This is a genomic window from Bradyrhizobium sp. SZCCT0231, from assembly GCF_018130245.1.
GTDB classification, from domain to species: domain Bacteria; phylum Pseudomonadota; class Alphaproteobacteria; order Rhizobiales; family Xanthobacteraceae; genus Bradyrhizobium; species Bradyrhizobium japonicum_F.
Genome location: NZ_JAFCKP010000019.1, coordinates 63,145 through 77,909, shown reverse-complemented (window position 1 = coordinate 77,909; position 14,765 = coordinate 63,145). Strand labels below are relative to the sequence as shown.

Annotated in this window: 16 protein-coding genes; 2 read left to right on the top strand and 14 right to left on the bottom strand. The window is 63.8% G+C overall.

Annotated features, from left to right (window positions below; genetic code table 11):
- Positions 1–14 precede the first annotated feature (14 nt).
- The 4 genes from JQ566_RS30080 to JQ566_RS30065 form a co-directional block, all read right to left on the bottom strand.
- Complete coding sequence (locus JQ566_RS30080; RefSeq protein ID WP_212379125.1) at positions 15–305, bottom strand: helix-turn-helix domain-containing protein; 291 nt, start codon at positions 303–305, stop codon at positions 15–17.
- Entirely contained in the window at positions 305–652 is a 348-nt protein-coding gene (locus tag JQ566_RS30075; protein WP_212379123.1) for a type II toxin-antitoxin system RelE/ParE family toxin, read from the bottom strand. Before JQ566_RS30075 ends, JQ566_RS30080 begins: the two co-directional genes overlap by 1 nt.
- Before the next feature lie 63 nt (positions 653–715).
- Positions 716–2,050: a replication-associated recombination protein A gene (locus JQ566_RS30070; protein WP_212379121.1), complete on the bottom strand. Its 1,335-nt coding sequence runs from the start codon at positions 2,048–2,050 to the stop codon at positions 716–718.
- Positions 2,047–3,453 (bottom strand): DegQ family serine endoprotease, encoded by a 1,407-nt coding sequence (locus JQ566_RS30065; protein ID WP_212379119.1) that lies wholly within the window; start codon positions 3,451–3,453, stop codon positions 2,047–2,049. Before JQ566_RS30065 ends, JQ566_RS30070 begins: the two co-directional genes overlap by 4 nt.
- Positions 3,454–3,798: 345 nt before the next feature.
- Here JQ566_RS30065 and JQ566_RS30060 point away from each other — a divergent pair, with 345 nt between their 5' ends.
- Positions 3,799–5,412, top strand: coding sequence for an OprO/OprP family phosphate-selective porin (locus tag JQ566_RS30060; RefSeq protein WP_212379117.1), 1,614 nt, complete (start codon positions 3,799–3,801; stop codon positions 5,410–5,412).
- Between the two features lie 139 nt (positions 5,413–5,551).
- On the opposite strand, the gene JQ566_RS30055 is transcribed toward JQ566_RS30060, so the two are convergent.
- On the bottom strand, positions 5,552–5,926 hold the full coding sequence (locus JQ566_RS30055; RefSeq protein ID WP_035709603.1) for a winged helix-turn-helix transcriptional regulator: 375 nt from the start codon (positions 5,924–5,926) through the stop codon (positions 5,552–5,554).
- Between the two features lie 135 nt (positions 5,927–6,061).
- On the opposite strand from JQ566_RS30055, the gene JQ566_RS30050 reads away from it, so the two are divergent.
- Positions 6,062–7,075, top strand: coding sequence for a zinc-binding alcohol dehydrogenase family protein (locus JQ566_RS30050; protein WP_212379115.1), 1,014 nt, complete (start codon positions 6,062–6,064; stop codon positions 7,073–7,075).
- A gap of 99 nt (positions 7,076–7,174) precedes the next feature.
- On the opposite strand, the gene JQ566_RS30045 is transcribed toward JQ566_RS30050, so the two are convergent.
- The 9 genes from JQ566_RS30045 to secY form a co-directional block, all read right to left on the bottom strand.
- Positions 7,175–7,471: a DUF1330 domain-containing protein gene (locus tag JQ566_RS30045; protein WP_212379114.1), complete on the bottom strand. Its 297-nt coding sequence runs from the start codon at positions 7,469–7,471 to the stop codon at positions 7,175–7,177.
- Between the two features lie 9 nt (positions 7,472–7,480).
- The gene (locus JQ566_RS30040) at positions 7,481–8,269 is read right to left on the bottom strand and encodes an SDR family NAD(P)-dependent oxidoreductase (RefSeq protein ID WP_212379112.1); all 789 of its coding nucleotides are present in this window, start codon (positions 8,267–8,269) and stop codon (positions 7,481–7,483) included.
- 274 nt (positions 8,270–8,543) lie between these two features.
- Positions 8,544–8,960 carry a 50S ribosomal protein L17 gene (rplQ, locus tag JQ566_RS30035; RefSeq protein ID WP_212379110.1) on the bottom strand — a complete coding sequence of 139 codons (417 nt, stop codon included), beginning with the start codon at positions 8,958–8,960 and terminating at the stop codon, positions 8,544–8,546.
- Positions 8,961–9,106: 146 nt separating this feature from the next.
- Positions 9,107–10,138, bottom strand: coding sequence for a DNA-directed RNA polymerase subunit alpha (locus JQ566_RS30030; protein ID WP_029674561.1), 1,032 nt, complete (start codon positions 10,136–10,138; stop codon positions 9,107–9,109).
- Between the two features lie 114 nt (positions 10,139–10,252).
- Positions 10,253–10,642 carry a 30S ribosomal protein S11 gene (rpsK, locus tag JQ566_RS30025; RefSeq protein WP_007603045.1) on the bottom strand — a complete coding sequence of 130 codons (390 nt, stop codon included), beginning with the start codon at positions 10,640–10,642 and terminating at the stop codon, positions 10,253–10,255.
- 131 nt (positions 10,643–10,773) lie between these two features.
- Positions 10,774–11,142, bottom strand: a complete 369-nt coding sequence (gene rpsM / locus JQ566_RS30020; protein WP_035709590.1) for a 30S ribosomal protein S13 — start codon at positions 11,140–11,142, stop codon at positions 10,774–10,776.
- Between the two features lie 187 nt (positions 11,143–11,329).
- Positions 11,330–12,211: an adenylate kinase gene (locus JQ566_RS30015; RefSeq protein ID WP_212379108.1), complete on the bottom strand. Its 882-nt coding sequence runs from the start codon at positions 12,209–12,211 to the stop codon at positions 11,330–11,332.
- Positions 12,208–13,419: a preprotein translocase subunit SecY gene (locus JQ566_RS30010; protein ID WP_212379106.1), complete on the bottom strand. Its 1,212-nt coding sequence runs from the start codon at positions 13,417–13,419 to the stop codon at positions 12,208–12,210. Before JQ566_RS30010 ends, JQ566_RS30015 begins: the two co-directional genes overlap by 4 nt.
- Complete coding sequence (gene secY / locus JQ566_RS30005; protein WP_212379104.1) at positions 13,416–14,747, bottom strand: preprotein translocase subunit SecY; 1,332 nt, start codon at positions 14,745–14,747, stop codon at positions 13,416–13,418. The genes JQ566_RS30010 and secY overlap by 4 nt, the downstream gene beginning before the upstream one ends.
- Between the last annotated feature and the right edge of the window lie 18 nt (positions 14,748–14,765).

Here is a 14,765-nt window from a genome sequence, read left to right as displayed (position 1 = left end):
ACGCTTTCGTCTTGTTATACTAGCTCAACCCGCAAGGTACGCCCGACGGCGCTTGCGGCGCGCTGTAAAGTATCCAGCGTCACCGAAGGTGTAGCAGGATCGAGGAGGCGATCGAGTTGACGGCGACTCGTCTTCATACGTTCGGCCATCGCCGTTTTTGTAATTCCCTGCGTCTTCATTGCTTCCGTTAGTTGCTCGGCGATGAGTTCCTTGATGGCGCGCTCCTCACAAGCACCAAGTATGCCTTGGTTAGCAAGAAACTCGTCGAACGTCTCATCGCTCACACGCGCTTTTCTCTTCGCCATTACATCACCTCTCGTCTGCGCTTCAGCGCAAGGTCGATATCCTGCCTTGGCGCCTTCTGCGTCTTCTTGATGAAGCCGTGAAGCAGGATCATCTGACCGCCTTTAAGACAGAAGATCACTCGCGCGATGCGGTTGCTGTCGAGATCACTCCGAACCTCCCACAATCCATCTCCCAGCGGAGCGCAATGCGGGCGTCCTATCGGCCAACCGAATTCGACTTTCTGAATATCCTTCCCGACTGTTCGTCGATCTTCGGAAGGCAATTCCAATATCCACTCGCGAACAGGATTTCGACCTGTCGAGCTGACGTAGAATCTCGCGGGAAGCTTCTTCGTGCGATCGATCATTCGGCTGCATTCATGTGTCATTTTTGACACGCAAATGCAAGCCTTCGTTTGGAGCCGCAGAGCCTATTTCCCGCCTCGCTCCTTGCGCAGCTTGGCCCAGTAATCCAGCCGCTTCCTGATCTCACGCTCGAAACCGCGCTCGGGCGGGTCGTAGAAGGTCCGGCGGCCCAGGGCTTCCGGGAAGTAGTCCTGGCCGGAGAAGGCATCGGGGGCGTCGTGGTCGTATTCGTAAGCCGCGCCGTAACCTTCCGACTTCATCAGCTTGGTCGGGGAATTGAGGATGTGCTTTGGCGGCAGCAGCGAGCCGGCTTGCTTTGCCACCTGCATCGCCGTGCCGAAGGCGGTGTAGACCGCGTTCGATTTCGGCGCGGTGGCGAGATAGACCACGGCCTGCGCAATCGCGAGCTCGCCTTCGGGATGGCCGAGGAAGTCGAAGGCGTCCTTGGCGGCATTGGCGATGACGAGCGCCTGCGGATCGGCAAGCCCGATGTCCTCGACCGCCATGCGCACGACGCGGCGGGCCAGGAACAGCGGGTCCTCGCCAGCGTCCAGCATGCGCGCGAGGTAATACAGCGCGGCATCGGGATCGGAGCCGCGCACCGACTTATGCAGCGCCGAGATCAGGTTGTAATGCCCATCGGCCGACTTGTCGTAGATCGGCGCGCGGCGTTGCAGGATGTCCTGCAACTGCGCGGCATTGAAAATCTCGTCCGCCCGCGCCGAACGCCAGACCTCTTCGGCAAGCGTCAGCGAGGCGCGGCCATCGCCGTCAGCCATGCGCACCAGCACCGCACGCGCCTCGGCATCGAGCGGCAGCTTCTTGCCCTCGACGGCTTCAGCATGCGCGAACAGCTTTTCGATCGCGGCGGCATCGAGCGAACGAAACACCAGCACGCGCGCGCGGGACAGAAGCGCCGCGTTGAGCTCGAAGGATGGATTCTCGGTGGTGGCGCCGACCAAGACGACGGTGCCGTCTTCCATCACCGGCAAAAACGAATCCTGCTGGGCGCGGTTGAAGCGATGCACCTCATCGACGAACAGCAGCGTGCCCTTGCCCATCTCGCGGCGGGCGCGCGCGGCATCGAACGCCTTCTTCAAATCGGCGACGCCGGAGAACACGGCCGAAATCTGCTCGAAATGCAGATCCGTCGCGTCCGCCAGCAGCCGCGCCACTGTGGTCTTGCCGGTGCCGGGCGGTCCCCAGAACACCAGCGAGCCCAGCGTGCGCGTCTCCAGCATGCGCGTCAGCGCCCCGTCGGGGCCGAGAATGTGATCCTGGCCAACGACCTCCGACAGCGCGCGCGGGCGCAGCCGGTCCGGCAGCGGATGCGGAGCCTCGTGATCGAGCCCCGCCGCGGCGAAGAGAGTTGGCGTCTCCTGTGGTCGCTTCGGACTCATCCGCCCAGCGTGACGTTGATCTGCTGGCCGCCGCGCACCAGCGTGATGCGCCAGATCCGCGGCCGCTCGCCTGCGGCCTTCTCGAGGTCGCCGGTCCTGCTGATCTTCTGGTTGTTGACGGCCAGGATGATGTCGCCCTTCTGGAAGCCGACATTCGCGGCCGCGGTATCGCCGCCGATATCGGTGATCACGACGCCTTCGGCGTCGGCATCCAGATGCAGCTCGTCAGCGACCGCCGGCGTGATGGTCGAAACCTTCGCGCCCTGGAACGGCGAGCGTGCGGTGACGACGAGTTCGTTGCGTCCGGTGTCGGGCGCGGTCTCGAGCGCGATCGTGAGCTTGACCGGCTTGCTGCCGCGCTGCACGTCGATCTGCGCGGCGCCGCCGAGCGGACGGGTCGCGAAGCGGTAGTCGAAAGCGTTGGGATCATCCACGGTCTGGCCGTCGATCCCGGTGATGAGGTCGGAGGACTTCAGGCCGGCCTTCGCTGCGGGGCCATTCGGCACCACGCTTGCGACCAGCGCACCGGTCGGCGAGCGCAGGCCGAGGCTTTCCGCGATCTCCGGCGTCACCGCCTGCAATTTTGCCCCGAGCCATGGCCGCTTCACCGCCTTGCCGCCGCTCTTGGCGGAGGCGACGACGACGCGCACCATGTTGGCGGGAATCGCAAAGCCGATTCCTTGCGAGCCGCCGGAGCGCGAATAGATCGCCGTGTTGATGCCGGCGAGCTTGCCGCTCATGTCGACCAGAGCGCCGCCGGAATTACCGGGATTGATCGCCGCATCGGTCTGGATGAAGAACTGGTAGTCGGTGATTCCGACCTGCGTACGCGCGAGCGCCGAGATGATGCCGTGGGTCACGGTCTGGCCGACGCCGAAAGGATTGCCGATAGCGAGCACGACGTCGCCGACGAGCAATTCGTCGGAATTGGTGAAGTCGAGGGTCGGGAATTTCTCCTTGCTGTCCTTCAGACGGAGCACGGCGAGATCGGTCCGGGAATCCTTGAGCAAGATCTCGGCCTCGAACTCGCGCTTGTCCGACAGCGACACCTTCACCTGGTCCGCGCCTTCGATGACGTGCACGTTGGTGACGACGAGGCCGGAGGCATCGACGATGACTCCGGAGCCGAGCGAACGCTGCATCTGCTCGGGCTGCTGGCCCGGCACGCCGAAGAAGCGGCGGAAGATCGGGTCGTCCAGCAGCGGATTGCGGTTCTGCACCACCTTGGCGGCGTAGACGTTGACGACCGCCGGCTGCACCCGCTGCACGATCGGCGCATAGGACAGCCGCAGCTCGGCCGGCGACGACGGGACGCGGCGGTCCTGCGCTGAGGCCGGATTGAAATGGGCCGAAAAGGCTATGCACAATGCCGTGACGGCGGCAGTCCAGGTCGCTCGAAACATTCCTACCTCTTGGAAAAGACGCCGGAATATAGGCGCGTTCGCCCCTCAATAGAAGGGCGCCAGCCGGCAATATTCGGCCCCTTCCCCGGTGCGTCCGGCATGCAAGCGGACCGTGCGAATCGGCAATTTGCCCGGACGGCAGATTGGCATGATGCGCGTCATTCTTGCATGGTGGTGTGAAGCGGATTCGGTTGCGGCGAATTTGCATCAGCGGGAACCCACGCAACCGGGCGCAGCGTCGCGGGGCAGTCATCGATCACACCTAGGCTCTCCGTTCGCGACTTGGGGAAATGCGACTTGGGGAAACGCGACTTGGGGAAATCAGTCAAACGATGGAGGCGTAACGTGAGCAGGACAAGAATTGCAGCCACCGCGATTGGTCTCGCCGGTGCGCTGGCGGCCTCGCAGGCTCAGGCCCAATCGGCAAGCAGCAGCGAGCAGGAGATCGCGCTCCTCAAGCAGCAGTTGAAGTTGCTCGAGCAGAAGCTCGACAAGCTCCAGAGCCAGACCGCGGCGAACACGGCGGCGACGGCAAAGGCGAAAGCCGAAGCCAAGGCTGAGGCCAAGGCCGAGGCGCGCTCGGAGGCAAAGGCCGCGGTGGCCAACGCCCATGCGGCGGTCCCGCTCAAGGGACCGGCGCCGGCATCCGGCGTCGTCGTGACGATGCCGAACAACCGGCCGACGATCTGCACCGCCGACCAGGCCAACTGCGTCGCCATCACCAGCCGCCTGCAGTGGGATGTCGGCGGCTATGACTATCGTCCCAACACCGCGGCCACCGCGCCGCAGAAGCTCGACAGCGGCCAGAACGTCCGCCGCGCGCGCATCGGTGTTGCGGGCAAGTTCTTCAACGACTGGAACTTCGCGCTGATCTACGATTTCGGCGGCTCGTCGGACGGATTCGGCGGTGCCGCGCCGGGATCGCTACCGGGCGGCGGCGTTTCCGGCGTCGAGAACGCCTATCTCAGCTACACCGGCCTGAAGCCGTTCGGCGGCAAGATGGCGATCGAGGCCGGCATCATGGATCTGCCATACACGCTCGACGAAGCGACGAGTTCAAACGACATCATGTTCATGGAGCGCGCCTCGCCCGCCGTGATCGCGACCAACATCGCCGCCGGTGACTTCCGTTCCGCAGCCGGTGCGCGCTGGTTCAACGACCAGCTCTGGATCGGCGGCTACGTCACGGGGCCCTCGACCGGCGCGATCCATTCCGCCTCGAGCGCGGCACCGGCCGGCACCAGCGAGCAATATGGCGCCGTGGCGCGCGTGGCCGGCAATCCCATCAGCGGCAAGGACTATTCGGTGCATATCGGCGCCGATGCGCAATGGTTGATCCAGCCGCCGCGCAATCTGATCGCCAATACGCAGACGGTGACCCTCAGCGATCGCCCCGAACTGCGGCTCGATCCAACGGCGCTGATCTCGACCGGCGCTATCGCCAACACCTCCGGCGCGCAGGTCTACAGCGTCGAAGCGGCGGCGACCTACGGGCCGTTCATCGTCCAGGGCGAGTATTTCTGGTACAATGTCGACCGCACGGCCAACACCGGTGTGCCGCTGGTCGGCGCGCCGAGCCTGAAATTCCAGGGTGGCTACGCGCAGGCGGGCTACGTGCTGACCGGCGAGGGCCGCACCTACAACGCGGCGAATGCGGCCTATCACGGCGTGAAGCCGGCGCATCCATTCTCGCTCGACGGCGGCGGCTGGGGCGCGTGGGAGATCGCAGGACGCTTCTCGACGATCGACCTCAACGACCAGCTCGCAACGGCGAGCGGCGTCGCCGGCGGCCGGCAGACGGTCTACACCCTCGCGCTCAACTGGTACGTCAACGGCAACGTGCGCTTCATGCTCGACTATCTGCACGGCACGGTGTCGCGGCAGGCTTCGCCGATCTCGACCGCCGATGTCGGCTCGAAGTTCGATGCGGTGGCGATGCGCACGCAGTTCGCGTTCTAGGCCCGCTCGTCGTCCCGGGGCGCGCGACAGCGCGAACCCGGGACCCATAGCCACAGGATTGAGTTTGACGAGGCCTCGGAGTTACCAGCTCGCGCCACAACTTGCTCTTGTGAGAATGCGGCGCCCGCGTCTCCAGAACTCACGCCGCGCGCTTCTTCTTCACGACCACGGGTGGCGGCGCGCAGGACAGCCGCTCCTGATGGCTCTCGCCCCAGGCCTTCAGGATGTCGATCACAGGCTTGAGGCTCTCGCCCAGCTCGGACAGGCAATACTCCACGCGCGGCGGCACCTCCGCATAGACCTTGCGGATGACGAGCTTGTCTTCCTCCAGCGCGCGCAGCTGCTTCGTCAGCATGCGCTGGGTGATGCCGGGCATCCGGCGGCGCAATTCGCCGAAGCGCTGGGTGCCGCTCTGCAGGTGATAGAGGATCACGCCCTTCCACTTGCCGTCGATCAGGTCCAGCGTCGCCTCGACCGAGCAGCCCGGACGACGGGCAAAATTGCGCCGTTTCATGCGTGTTTTCCCAATAGTATCCAAACAGGGACTATATCCCCCAAATTTACAGTACTTGCCAAACCGGAGCCAGCGGGACAGTTAGCAGGCCAGGCGCACATCACAAGCTATCGCGCCATCTGATGGAGACACGCCATGAAGGCCGTCGGCTACAAGAAATCGCTCCCGATCGAGGATGCGGAGTCACTGATCGATTTCGAGACCGCCAAGCCCGAGCCCGGAGGACGCGACATCCGCGTCGCCGTGAAGGCGATCTCGGCCAACCCGGTCGATTATAAGGTGCGCAAGCGCGCCGCCCCGCCCGAGGGTGAGACGAAGATTTTGGGCTATGATGCGGCTGGAGTGGTCGATGCGGTCGGACCTGAGGTCACGCTGTTCAAGCCGGGCGACGAGGTATTCTACGCCGGCTCGATCCTGCGCCAGGGCACCAACGCCGAATTCCACCTGGTCGACGAGCGCATCGTCGGCAACAAGCCGAAGAGCCTGTCGTTCGCGCAAGGAGCCGCCCTTCCCCTCACCTCCATCACCGCCTGGGAGCTGCTGTTCGACCGTCTCGGTGCAGTGCCGGGCAAGAGTGTCGATCCACGCACGCTGCTGATCACGGGCGGCGCCGGCGGCGTCGGCTCGATCCTGATCCAGCTCGCGCGCCGCCTCACCGGGCTGACGGTGCTTGCCACCGCGACGCGGCCGGAGTCGCAGAAATGGTGCCTCGATCTCGGCGCGCATGCGGTGATCGACCACGGCAAGCCGATGAAGGAGCAGATCGAGAAATTGAAGCTGCCTCCGGTCGCGCTGGTCGCAAGCCTCACCTTCACCGACCAGCACTACAAGGCGATCGCCGATCTCATGGCTCCCCAGGGCCGGTTCGGCCTCATCGACGATCCCCCGGAATTTGCTATGAGCACGTTCAAGGGCAAGGCGATCTCGGTGCACTGGGAATCGATGTTCACGCGCTCCTCGTTCCAGACGCCTGACATGATCGCGCAGCATCATCTGCTCAATGATGTGGCCGACCTCATCGACAAGGGCGTGTTGCGCACCACGCTCGACCAGACCTTCGGCACGATCAACGCCGCCAACCTCAAGCGCGCGCACGCGCTGCTGGAAAGCGGCAAGTCGCGCGGCAAGATCGTGCTGGAGGGGTGGTAGGCGAAGGCCTCGTAGGGTTGGCAAAGGCACTTGCGCCGTGCCCACCATCTCCTCGACACGCGCAATCAAGGTGGTGGGCACGCTTGCGCTTTGCCCACCCTACGGCACCGGCACCCCTTCAACGAACATCAGCCGCCGCTCCAGCGCTGTCCGCCGCAGCTTCAACGCCTCGGCATATTCCGGCGAGGCGTACCATTCCTTCAGCCTCGCCATCGACGGGAATTCGACGATGACGATGGCCTTCGGCGGAAGGTTGCCTTCCGCCAGCTCGGCCTTGCCGCCACGGACAAGATAGCGCCCGCCAAACTGCGCGATCGTCTTCGCGGCGAGCGCGCGATAGGCTTCAAATCCCTCGAGATCGCGCATCTCGACTTCGGAAATCACATAAGCGGTCATAGGCGGCTCTTACGCGATCGTGTTGACGATGCCACCTTCCGCACGCAGCGCCGCACCGTTGGTGGCGGAGGCTTCCTTCGACGCAACGTAAACAACCATATTGGCGATCTCGTCGACGCTCGCAAAACGCTGGATCAGCGAGCTCGGGCGATGCTGCCTAACGAAATTCGCCGCGGCCTCGTCCACGGACTGGCCGTTCTGCTTGGCGAGATCCTTGACGAACGTCTCGACGCCCTCCGACATGGTCGGGCCCGGCAGCACGGAGTTGACGGTGACGCCGGTGCCGCGGGTGAGCTGCGCCAAGCCGCGCGCGACAGAAAGCTGCGCCGTCTTGGTCATGCCGTAGTGGATCATCTCGACGGGAATATTGAGGCCGGACTCCGAGGAGATGAAGACGATGCGGCCCCAGTTGCGCGCGAGCATGCCTTTCATGTACGCACGCGACAGCCGCACGCCGCTCATCACATTGACCTCGAAGAAGCGGCTCCAGTCCTCGTCCGGGATATCGAAGAAGTCCTTGGGCTCGAAGATGCCGGCATTGTTGATGAGGATGTCGATCTCGGGCAGCGCCGCAACGAGTGCCTTGCAGCCTGCGGCGGTCGAGACGTCGGCCGCGATGCCACGGACCTTGGCGCCCGTCCCTTCCAGCTTGCGTACCGCCGCATCGACCTTGTCCTGGCCGCGGCCGTTGATCACGACGCTCGCGCCCGAGCCGGCGAGGCCCTTGGCGATGGCGTGGCCGATGCCGGCGGTCGAGCCGGTCACGAGGGCGGTCTTTCCGGAAAGGTCGATGTTCATGCGATATCTCCATGGATGTGGATGGAGATATCGGAAGCGGCTCCCTCAGCTGCAATCAGGGCTCACTGACGCGTGAGGATTGTAGGGCGGCAAAGCGACTTGTCCGCCGTAGCCCGAAGAGCGAAGGCGGAAGCGTGCCCACCATCTTGGCGCGGCTTGTGGACTGAATGGTGGGCACGGCGCGCGAAGAGCGCGCCTTTGCCCACCCTACCGTTCCTACGCAGCAAAAAAGCGGCGCCGAAGGCGCCGCTTTTGAAACTTCATGCCGAGCAGCTTACGCCGCCTCGGCTTCCTTTTCCTGCACCGGGCCGGAGTCCTGGCCCTTGGCATCGACGTCGCGATCGACGAACTCGATCACGGCCATCGCGGCGTTGTCGCCGTAGCGGAAGCCGGCCTTGATGATGCGGGTGTAGCCGCCCTGGCGGTCCTTGTAGCGGGTCGCGAGCGTGTCGAAGAGCTTCTTGACCATGTCGACGTCGCGCAGCTCGGAGATGGCCTGACGGCGCAGCGACAGGCCGCCCTTCTTGCCGAGGGTGACGAGCTTCTCGACGATCGGGCGAAGCTCCTTGGCCTTGGGCAGCGTGGTGACGATCTGCTCGTGCTTGATCAGCGCGGCCGCCATGTTGGCGAACATCGCGCGGCGGTGCTCGGCCGTGCGGTTGAGCTTCCGATGAACCTTGCCGTGACGCATGTGTGTAGTCCTTCTTCGATTGTGTCGCGGTGGTTCAGCGACTGGTCTTCAGGTGGGCTTCCTGCGTTCGCCCTAGGCCGCGAATAGCGAATGGCGAGTAGCGAATGGATGATCTTCCTATTCGCTATTCGCCACTCCCAACTCGCTCAGTAGTGATCCTCGAAGCGCTTGGCGAGCTCGTCGATGTTCTCCGGCGGCCAACCCGGCACTTCCATGCCGAGGTGCAGACCCATCTGGGCCAGCACTTCCTTGATCTCGTTCAGCGACTTGCGGCCGAAGTTCGGGGTACGGAGCATTTCGGCTTCGCTCTTCTGCACGAGGTCGCCGATGTAGACGATGTTGTCGTTCTTCAGGCAGTTGGCCGAACGCACCGACAGCTCGAGCTCGTCCACCTTCTTGAGGAAGGCCGGGTTGAAGGCGAGGTCCGGGATGATCTCCTGGGCGACTTCCTTGCGCGGCTCTTCGAAGTTGACGAACACGTTGAGCTGATCCTGCAGGATGCGGGCGGCATAGGCCACCGAGTCATCCGGCGTGATCGCGCCGTTGGTCTCGATCGTCATGGTCAGCTTGTCGTAGTCGAGGATCTGGCCCTCGCGGGTGTTCTCGACCTTGTAGGAGACCTTGCGGACCGGCGAGTACAGACTGTCGACCGGGATCAGGCCGATCGGCGCGTCCTCGGGACGGTTGCGCTCGGCGGGCACGTAGCCCTTGCCGGTCGAGACCGTGAACTCCATGCGGATCTCGGCGCCCTCGTCGAGGGTGCAGATCTGCAGATCGGGGTTGAGCACGACCACATCGCCGACGGTCTGGATGTCGCCGGCAGTGACGACGCCCGGACCCTGCTTCTTCACGACCATGCGCTTGGGGCCTTCGCCCTGCATCTTGATCGAGATGTCCTTGATGTTCAGCACGATGTCGGTGACGTCCTCACGGACGCCCGCGATCGAGGAGAACTCGTGCAGCACGCCGTCGATGTGCACCGACTGCACCGCCGCGCCCTGGAGCGAGGAGAGCAGGATGCGGCGCAGCGCATTGCCGAGGGTTTGGCCGAAACCACGCTCGAGCGGCTCGGCGACGATGGTCGCGAAACGCGAGGGATCGCTGCCGGGCGTGACCTGGAGCTTGTTCGGCCGAATCAGTTCTTGCCAATTTTTCTGGATCGTCACTGTTTCACCCATACAGGCCAGTCAATTTGACAGTTCAAATACTGGCGTTGGAGAAAGGCCGCAGGTCGCACCCGCGGCTTCTTGCAAAGTCGCTGCGGGCGCCGACGCGCCCGCAACTGGTAGAAATCAAACGCGACGACGCTTGCGCGGACGGCAACCGTTGTGCGGGATCGTGGTCACATCGCGGATCGAGGTGACGGTGAAGCCTGCGGCCTGGAGCGCACGGAGCGCCGATTCGCGACCCGAACCGGGGCCGGCGACCTCGACTTCCAGCGTGCGCATGCCGTGCTCCTGCGCCTTCTTGGACACATCCTCGGCGGCGACCTGCGCGGCGTACGGGGTCGACTTGCGCGAACCCTTGAAGCCCATCGTGCCGGCCGAGGACCAGGCAATCGTGTTGCCCTGTGCGTCGGTGATGGTGATGGTCGTGTTGTTGAACGACGAGTTCACATGCGCGACGCCGGAGGCGATGTTCTTGCGCTCACGACGACGAACGCGGGTGGCTTCCTTGCCCATTGAGTCCCTTTCCTGAAGATCTCAAACGCCGCCGTAATGCCAGCGGCTACACCTGTGGAAGCGAATAGCGAGTAGCGAATGGCGAATAGGGAAAATCCCTACTCGCCATTCGCCATTCCCGATTCGCGAGTTTACTTCTTCTTGCCGGCGATGGCCTTGGCCGGGCCCTTGCGCGTGCGCGCATTGGTGTGGGTGCGCTGACCTCGCACCGGCAGACCACGACGATGACGCAGGCCGCGATAGCAGCCGAGGTCCATCAGACGCTTGATGTTGATGCCGACCTCACGACGCAGGTCGCCCTCGACGAGATAGTCGCGGTCGATGACTTCGCGGATCTGGAGCACTTCGGCGTCGCTGAGCTGATTGACGCGACGGTCCTCGGGGATCTTCACCTTCTCCATGATCTCGCCGGCGATCTTCGCGCCGATGCCATGGATGTACTGGAGCGCGATCAGCACGCGCTTGTTGGTGGGAATGTTCACGCCGGCAATACGGGCCACGGCCTTCTCTCCTGTTGCCGATCCCTCGTCAGGAATCGGGCTTTAAGTGCTTGCTTTCTCGGGCAGGTGTTCACAAACGCGAACACGACGCCCACCCCCGGTCTTCCTGGGGCCCGGCATCGTCTGAAACTATCCGACTTGGATGCGGGGCTTATTAGGGGATTCCGGGGGCCTTCGTCAACCGCTGCTAGCGCTTGGCTCGCTTTTTCGTGACCTTTTTTGCGGCCTTTTTGGCACCCTTTTTGACTGTCTTCTTGGTGGTCTTCTTGGCTGCTTTCTTGACGGTTTTCTTGGTGGCTTTCTTGGCCGCCTTCTTGGGACCTTTCACCACCGATTTGGCGGCCTTTTTGGCCGATTTTGCGCCCTTTTTGGCCGTTTTCGTCGGCTTTGCGACCGCCCTCTTCCCCGCCTTGGCCTTTTTGGCCGGCGCCGCCTTGGCAGCGCTCCGGGCATGCGTCTTGCCATGGCTCTTGGGCTCGACCGCCCCCAGCGCCAGGAGCTGGCGGTGGATGGCGCGGGTGACCTCCTCGATGGCCATCATGCCGTCGATGGTCGAGAGCTTCCGACGCTCGGAATAGTAGTGAATCAGCGGTTCCGTCTGGCTGCGGTAGCTGGCAAGCCGCTTGGTCAGGACCTCCGGGGTGTCGTCGAGCCGGACCTCCTCGCCGCGCTCCCGCATCTGGGCAACGCGGGTCTCGACGCGGCTCAGCAGCGCGCTCTCGTTGACGCGGAGCTCGATCACAGCGTCGAGCTTGAGATGCTTGCGCTTGAGCAGCTCGTCCAGCGCCTCGGCCTGCGGCACGGTGCGCGGGAAACCATCGAGGATGAAACCGTTCTTGGCGTCCGGCTGGTCGATGCGGTCGGAGATGATTCCCACCACGACGTCATCAGGCACGAGGCCGCCGCCGGCCATGATCTCCTTGGCCTTCAGCCCGACCGGCGTTCCGGCCGCAACCGCGGCACGCAGCATCTCGCCGGTCGAGAGCTGGACGATGCCATAGCGCTGCACCAGGAGCTGGGCCTGAGTCCCCTTGCCCGACCCCGGCGGTCCCAGAAGTATAATTCTCATCGGCGTACGCCCCCCGGATTGGTGAGCGATACGTCGCGCACCTGTGTTTGAAGATCGAGAATAGTGCAAACCACAATCAGCGCCGCACCACCATCGACGACCATACTATAAGGCAGACCGATCCCGTAAAGGTCGAACACCTCCGGAATCAACTGCAACGCCGTCAGGTAGACGGCTCCGACGACTGTCGTCAATGACACGACGCGATCGAGATAGCCGGCGGTGGCCTCGCCCGGTGCGACACCGGGAATCGTGCCATGACGCTGCGCCAGGGATTTGGCCGTGTCTTCGGGATCGACGACATAGGCCGTGTAGATGAAGGCGAGCACGAAGACCGCGATCGACACGAGGATCATGTGCGCCGGCTGCCCCAGCTGGAGATGCCGGTAGGCCGCAGCGACCAAGGGGTGGTCGCCGCCCAGGATGAATCCGGCAAAGGCGAGCGGCAGAAAGAAGATCCACGGCGCCACGGTGACCGGAATCAGGAACCCGGCGCTGTTGAGCTTGATCGGCAGCACGGCAGTGCGCGCCGGCAATTGCCGCGCGCCGACATCGAGCGCGCCGAACTCGACTCGAACATTTCGCCGCGCGCCTTCGACGAGAACGATCACGGCGACGGTCACGACCCAGAGCAAAGCGTGGATGAACACGAGATTGCCCGAGACCGCTCCGCTCCGCACGACATTTGCGATGCCGGCGACGTGTTGCGGCAGGGAGACGAGCATGCCGACACTCAAGATCAGCGCCAGGCCGTTGCCGATGCCGTAGCGGGTGATCAGTTCGCTGAGCCACACCAGCACGAAGACACCGCCAACCATCGAGGCCGTAGCCGTCGTCACGAACCAGCCGTCCGGATTTCTGACGAGCTCCGGAATGGAAATCAGCGCCGAGGCGACGCCGTAGGCTTGAAAGGCAGCAAGAGCCAGCGTGAGTCCGAGCGTTGCACGGGCGACCTTGCGTCGGCCGTCCTCGCCCGACCGCTCAAGCGAATTCAGGCCGCGCCACACCACCGACAACAACCGGACAAAGATCGCCGCAGTCAGGTAGGGAATGAGGCTGAGCGAAAAGAGCGAAAGGCGGACGTTGAAGTTGGGTAACGACGAGAGGCGCGAAACATCCACTCCCGCGACCGGGATCTGCGTGCCGAGCCTGAAAAGGAGCAGCGCGCCAATCGTGAAAGCGATTCGGCGCGCGAGCTCCCTGCTCATCTACGGCGGCCCCGCAGCTTGGACTTCCGGATCAGGCCTTCGTACTGGTGCGCCAGCAGATAGCCCTGGACCTGCGCGACCGTGTCCATGGTGACGCTGACGACGATCAGCAGCGAGGTGCCGCCGAAATAGAACGGCACCGAGGCGTAGGAGATCAGGATCTCAGGGATCAAGCAGACGATCGCCAGATAGATGGCGCCCAGCACCGTGATCCGCGACAGCACGTAGTCGATATACTCCGCGGTGCGCTCGCCCGGGCGGATGCCCGGAATGAAGCCGCCGTGCTTTTTCAGATTGTCCGCGGTCTCGGTCGGGTTGAACACGATCGCGGTGTAGAAGAACGCGAAGAACACGATCAGCGCCAGGTACATGATCAGGAACAGCGGGCGGCCATGGCCGAGCTGGGTGTTGATCCACTGGAACCACTCCGGCCCACTGCCCGCGTTGAAGTTCGCAACCGTGGTCGGCAGCAAGAGCAGCGAGGACGCGAAGATCGGCGGGATCACGCCGGAGGTATTGAGCTTGAGCGGCAGATGCGAGGACTGGCCCTCGAACATCTTGTTGCCGACCTGGCGCTTCGGATACTGGATCAAGAGCCGGCGCTGCGCGCGCTCCACGAACACGATGAAGGCGATCACGGCGACGGCCATGATGATGACGACCAGGATCAGGCCGGTCGACATCGCACCCTGACGGCCGAGCTCGAGCATGCTGGCGAGCGCCGCGGGCAGCTCGGCGACGATGCCGGCGAGAATGATCAGCGAGATACCGTTGCCGATGCCGCGCGAGGTGATCTGCTCGCCCAGCCACATCAGGAACATGGTGCCGCCGGTCAGCGTGATCGCCGTGGACAGGCGGAAGAACATGCCGGGCTCGCTGACGACATTGCCGGCGCCTTCGAGGCCCACCGCGATGCCATAGGACTGGAACGCAGCCAGGATCACGGTCAGATAACGGGTGTACTGGTTCAGCGTCTTGCGGCCGGCCTCACCCTCTTTCTTCAGCGCCTCGAGCTGCGGCGAGACGGTGGTCAGGAGCTGGATGATGATCGAGGCCGAGATGTACGGCATGATGTTCAGCGCGAAGATCGCCATGCGGTGAATGCCACCGCCGGCGAACATGTTGAACATGCCGAGGATGCCGCCCGCCTGGGAGCGGAACACCTGCTCCCAGATGTTGGGATCGATGCCGGGCAGCGGGATGTAGGTCCCGAGCCGATAAACGAGCAGCGCACCCAGGGTGAACCAGATGCGCTTCTTCAGTTCGTCGGCCTTGGCAAACGCGCCGAAATTGAGATTGGCTGCCAGTTGTTCCGCTGCAGAGACCATCTTGGACTTTCTCCCGCC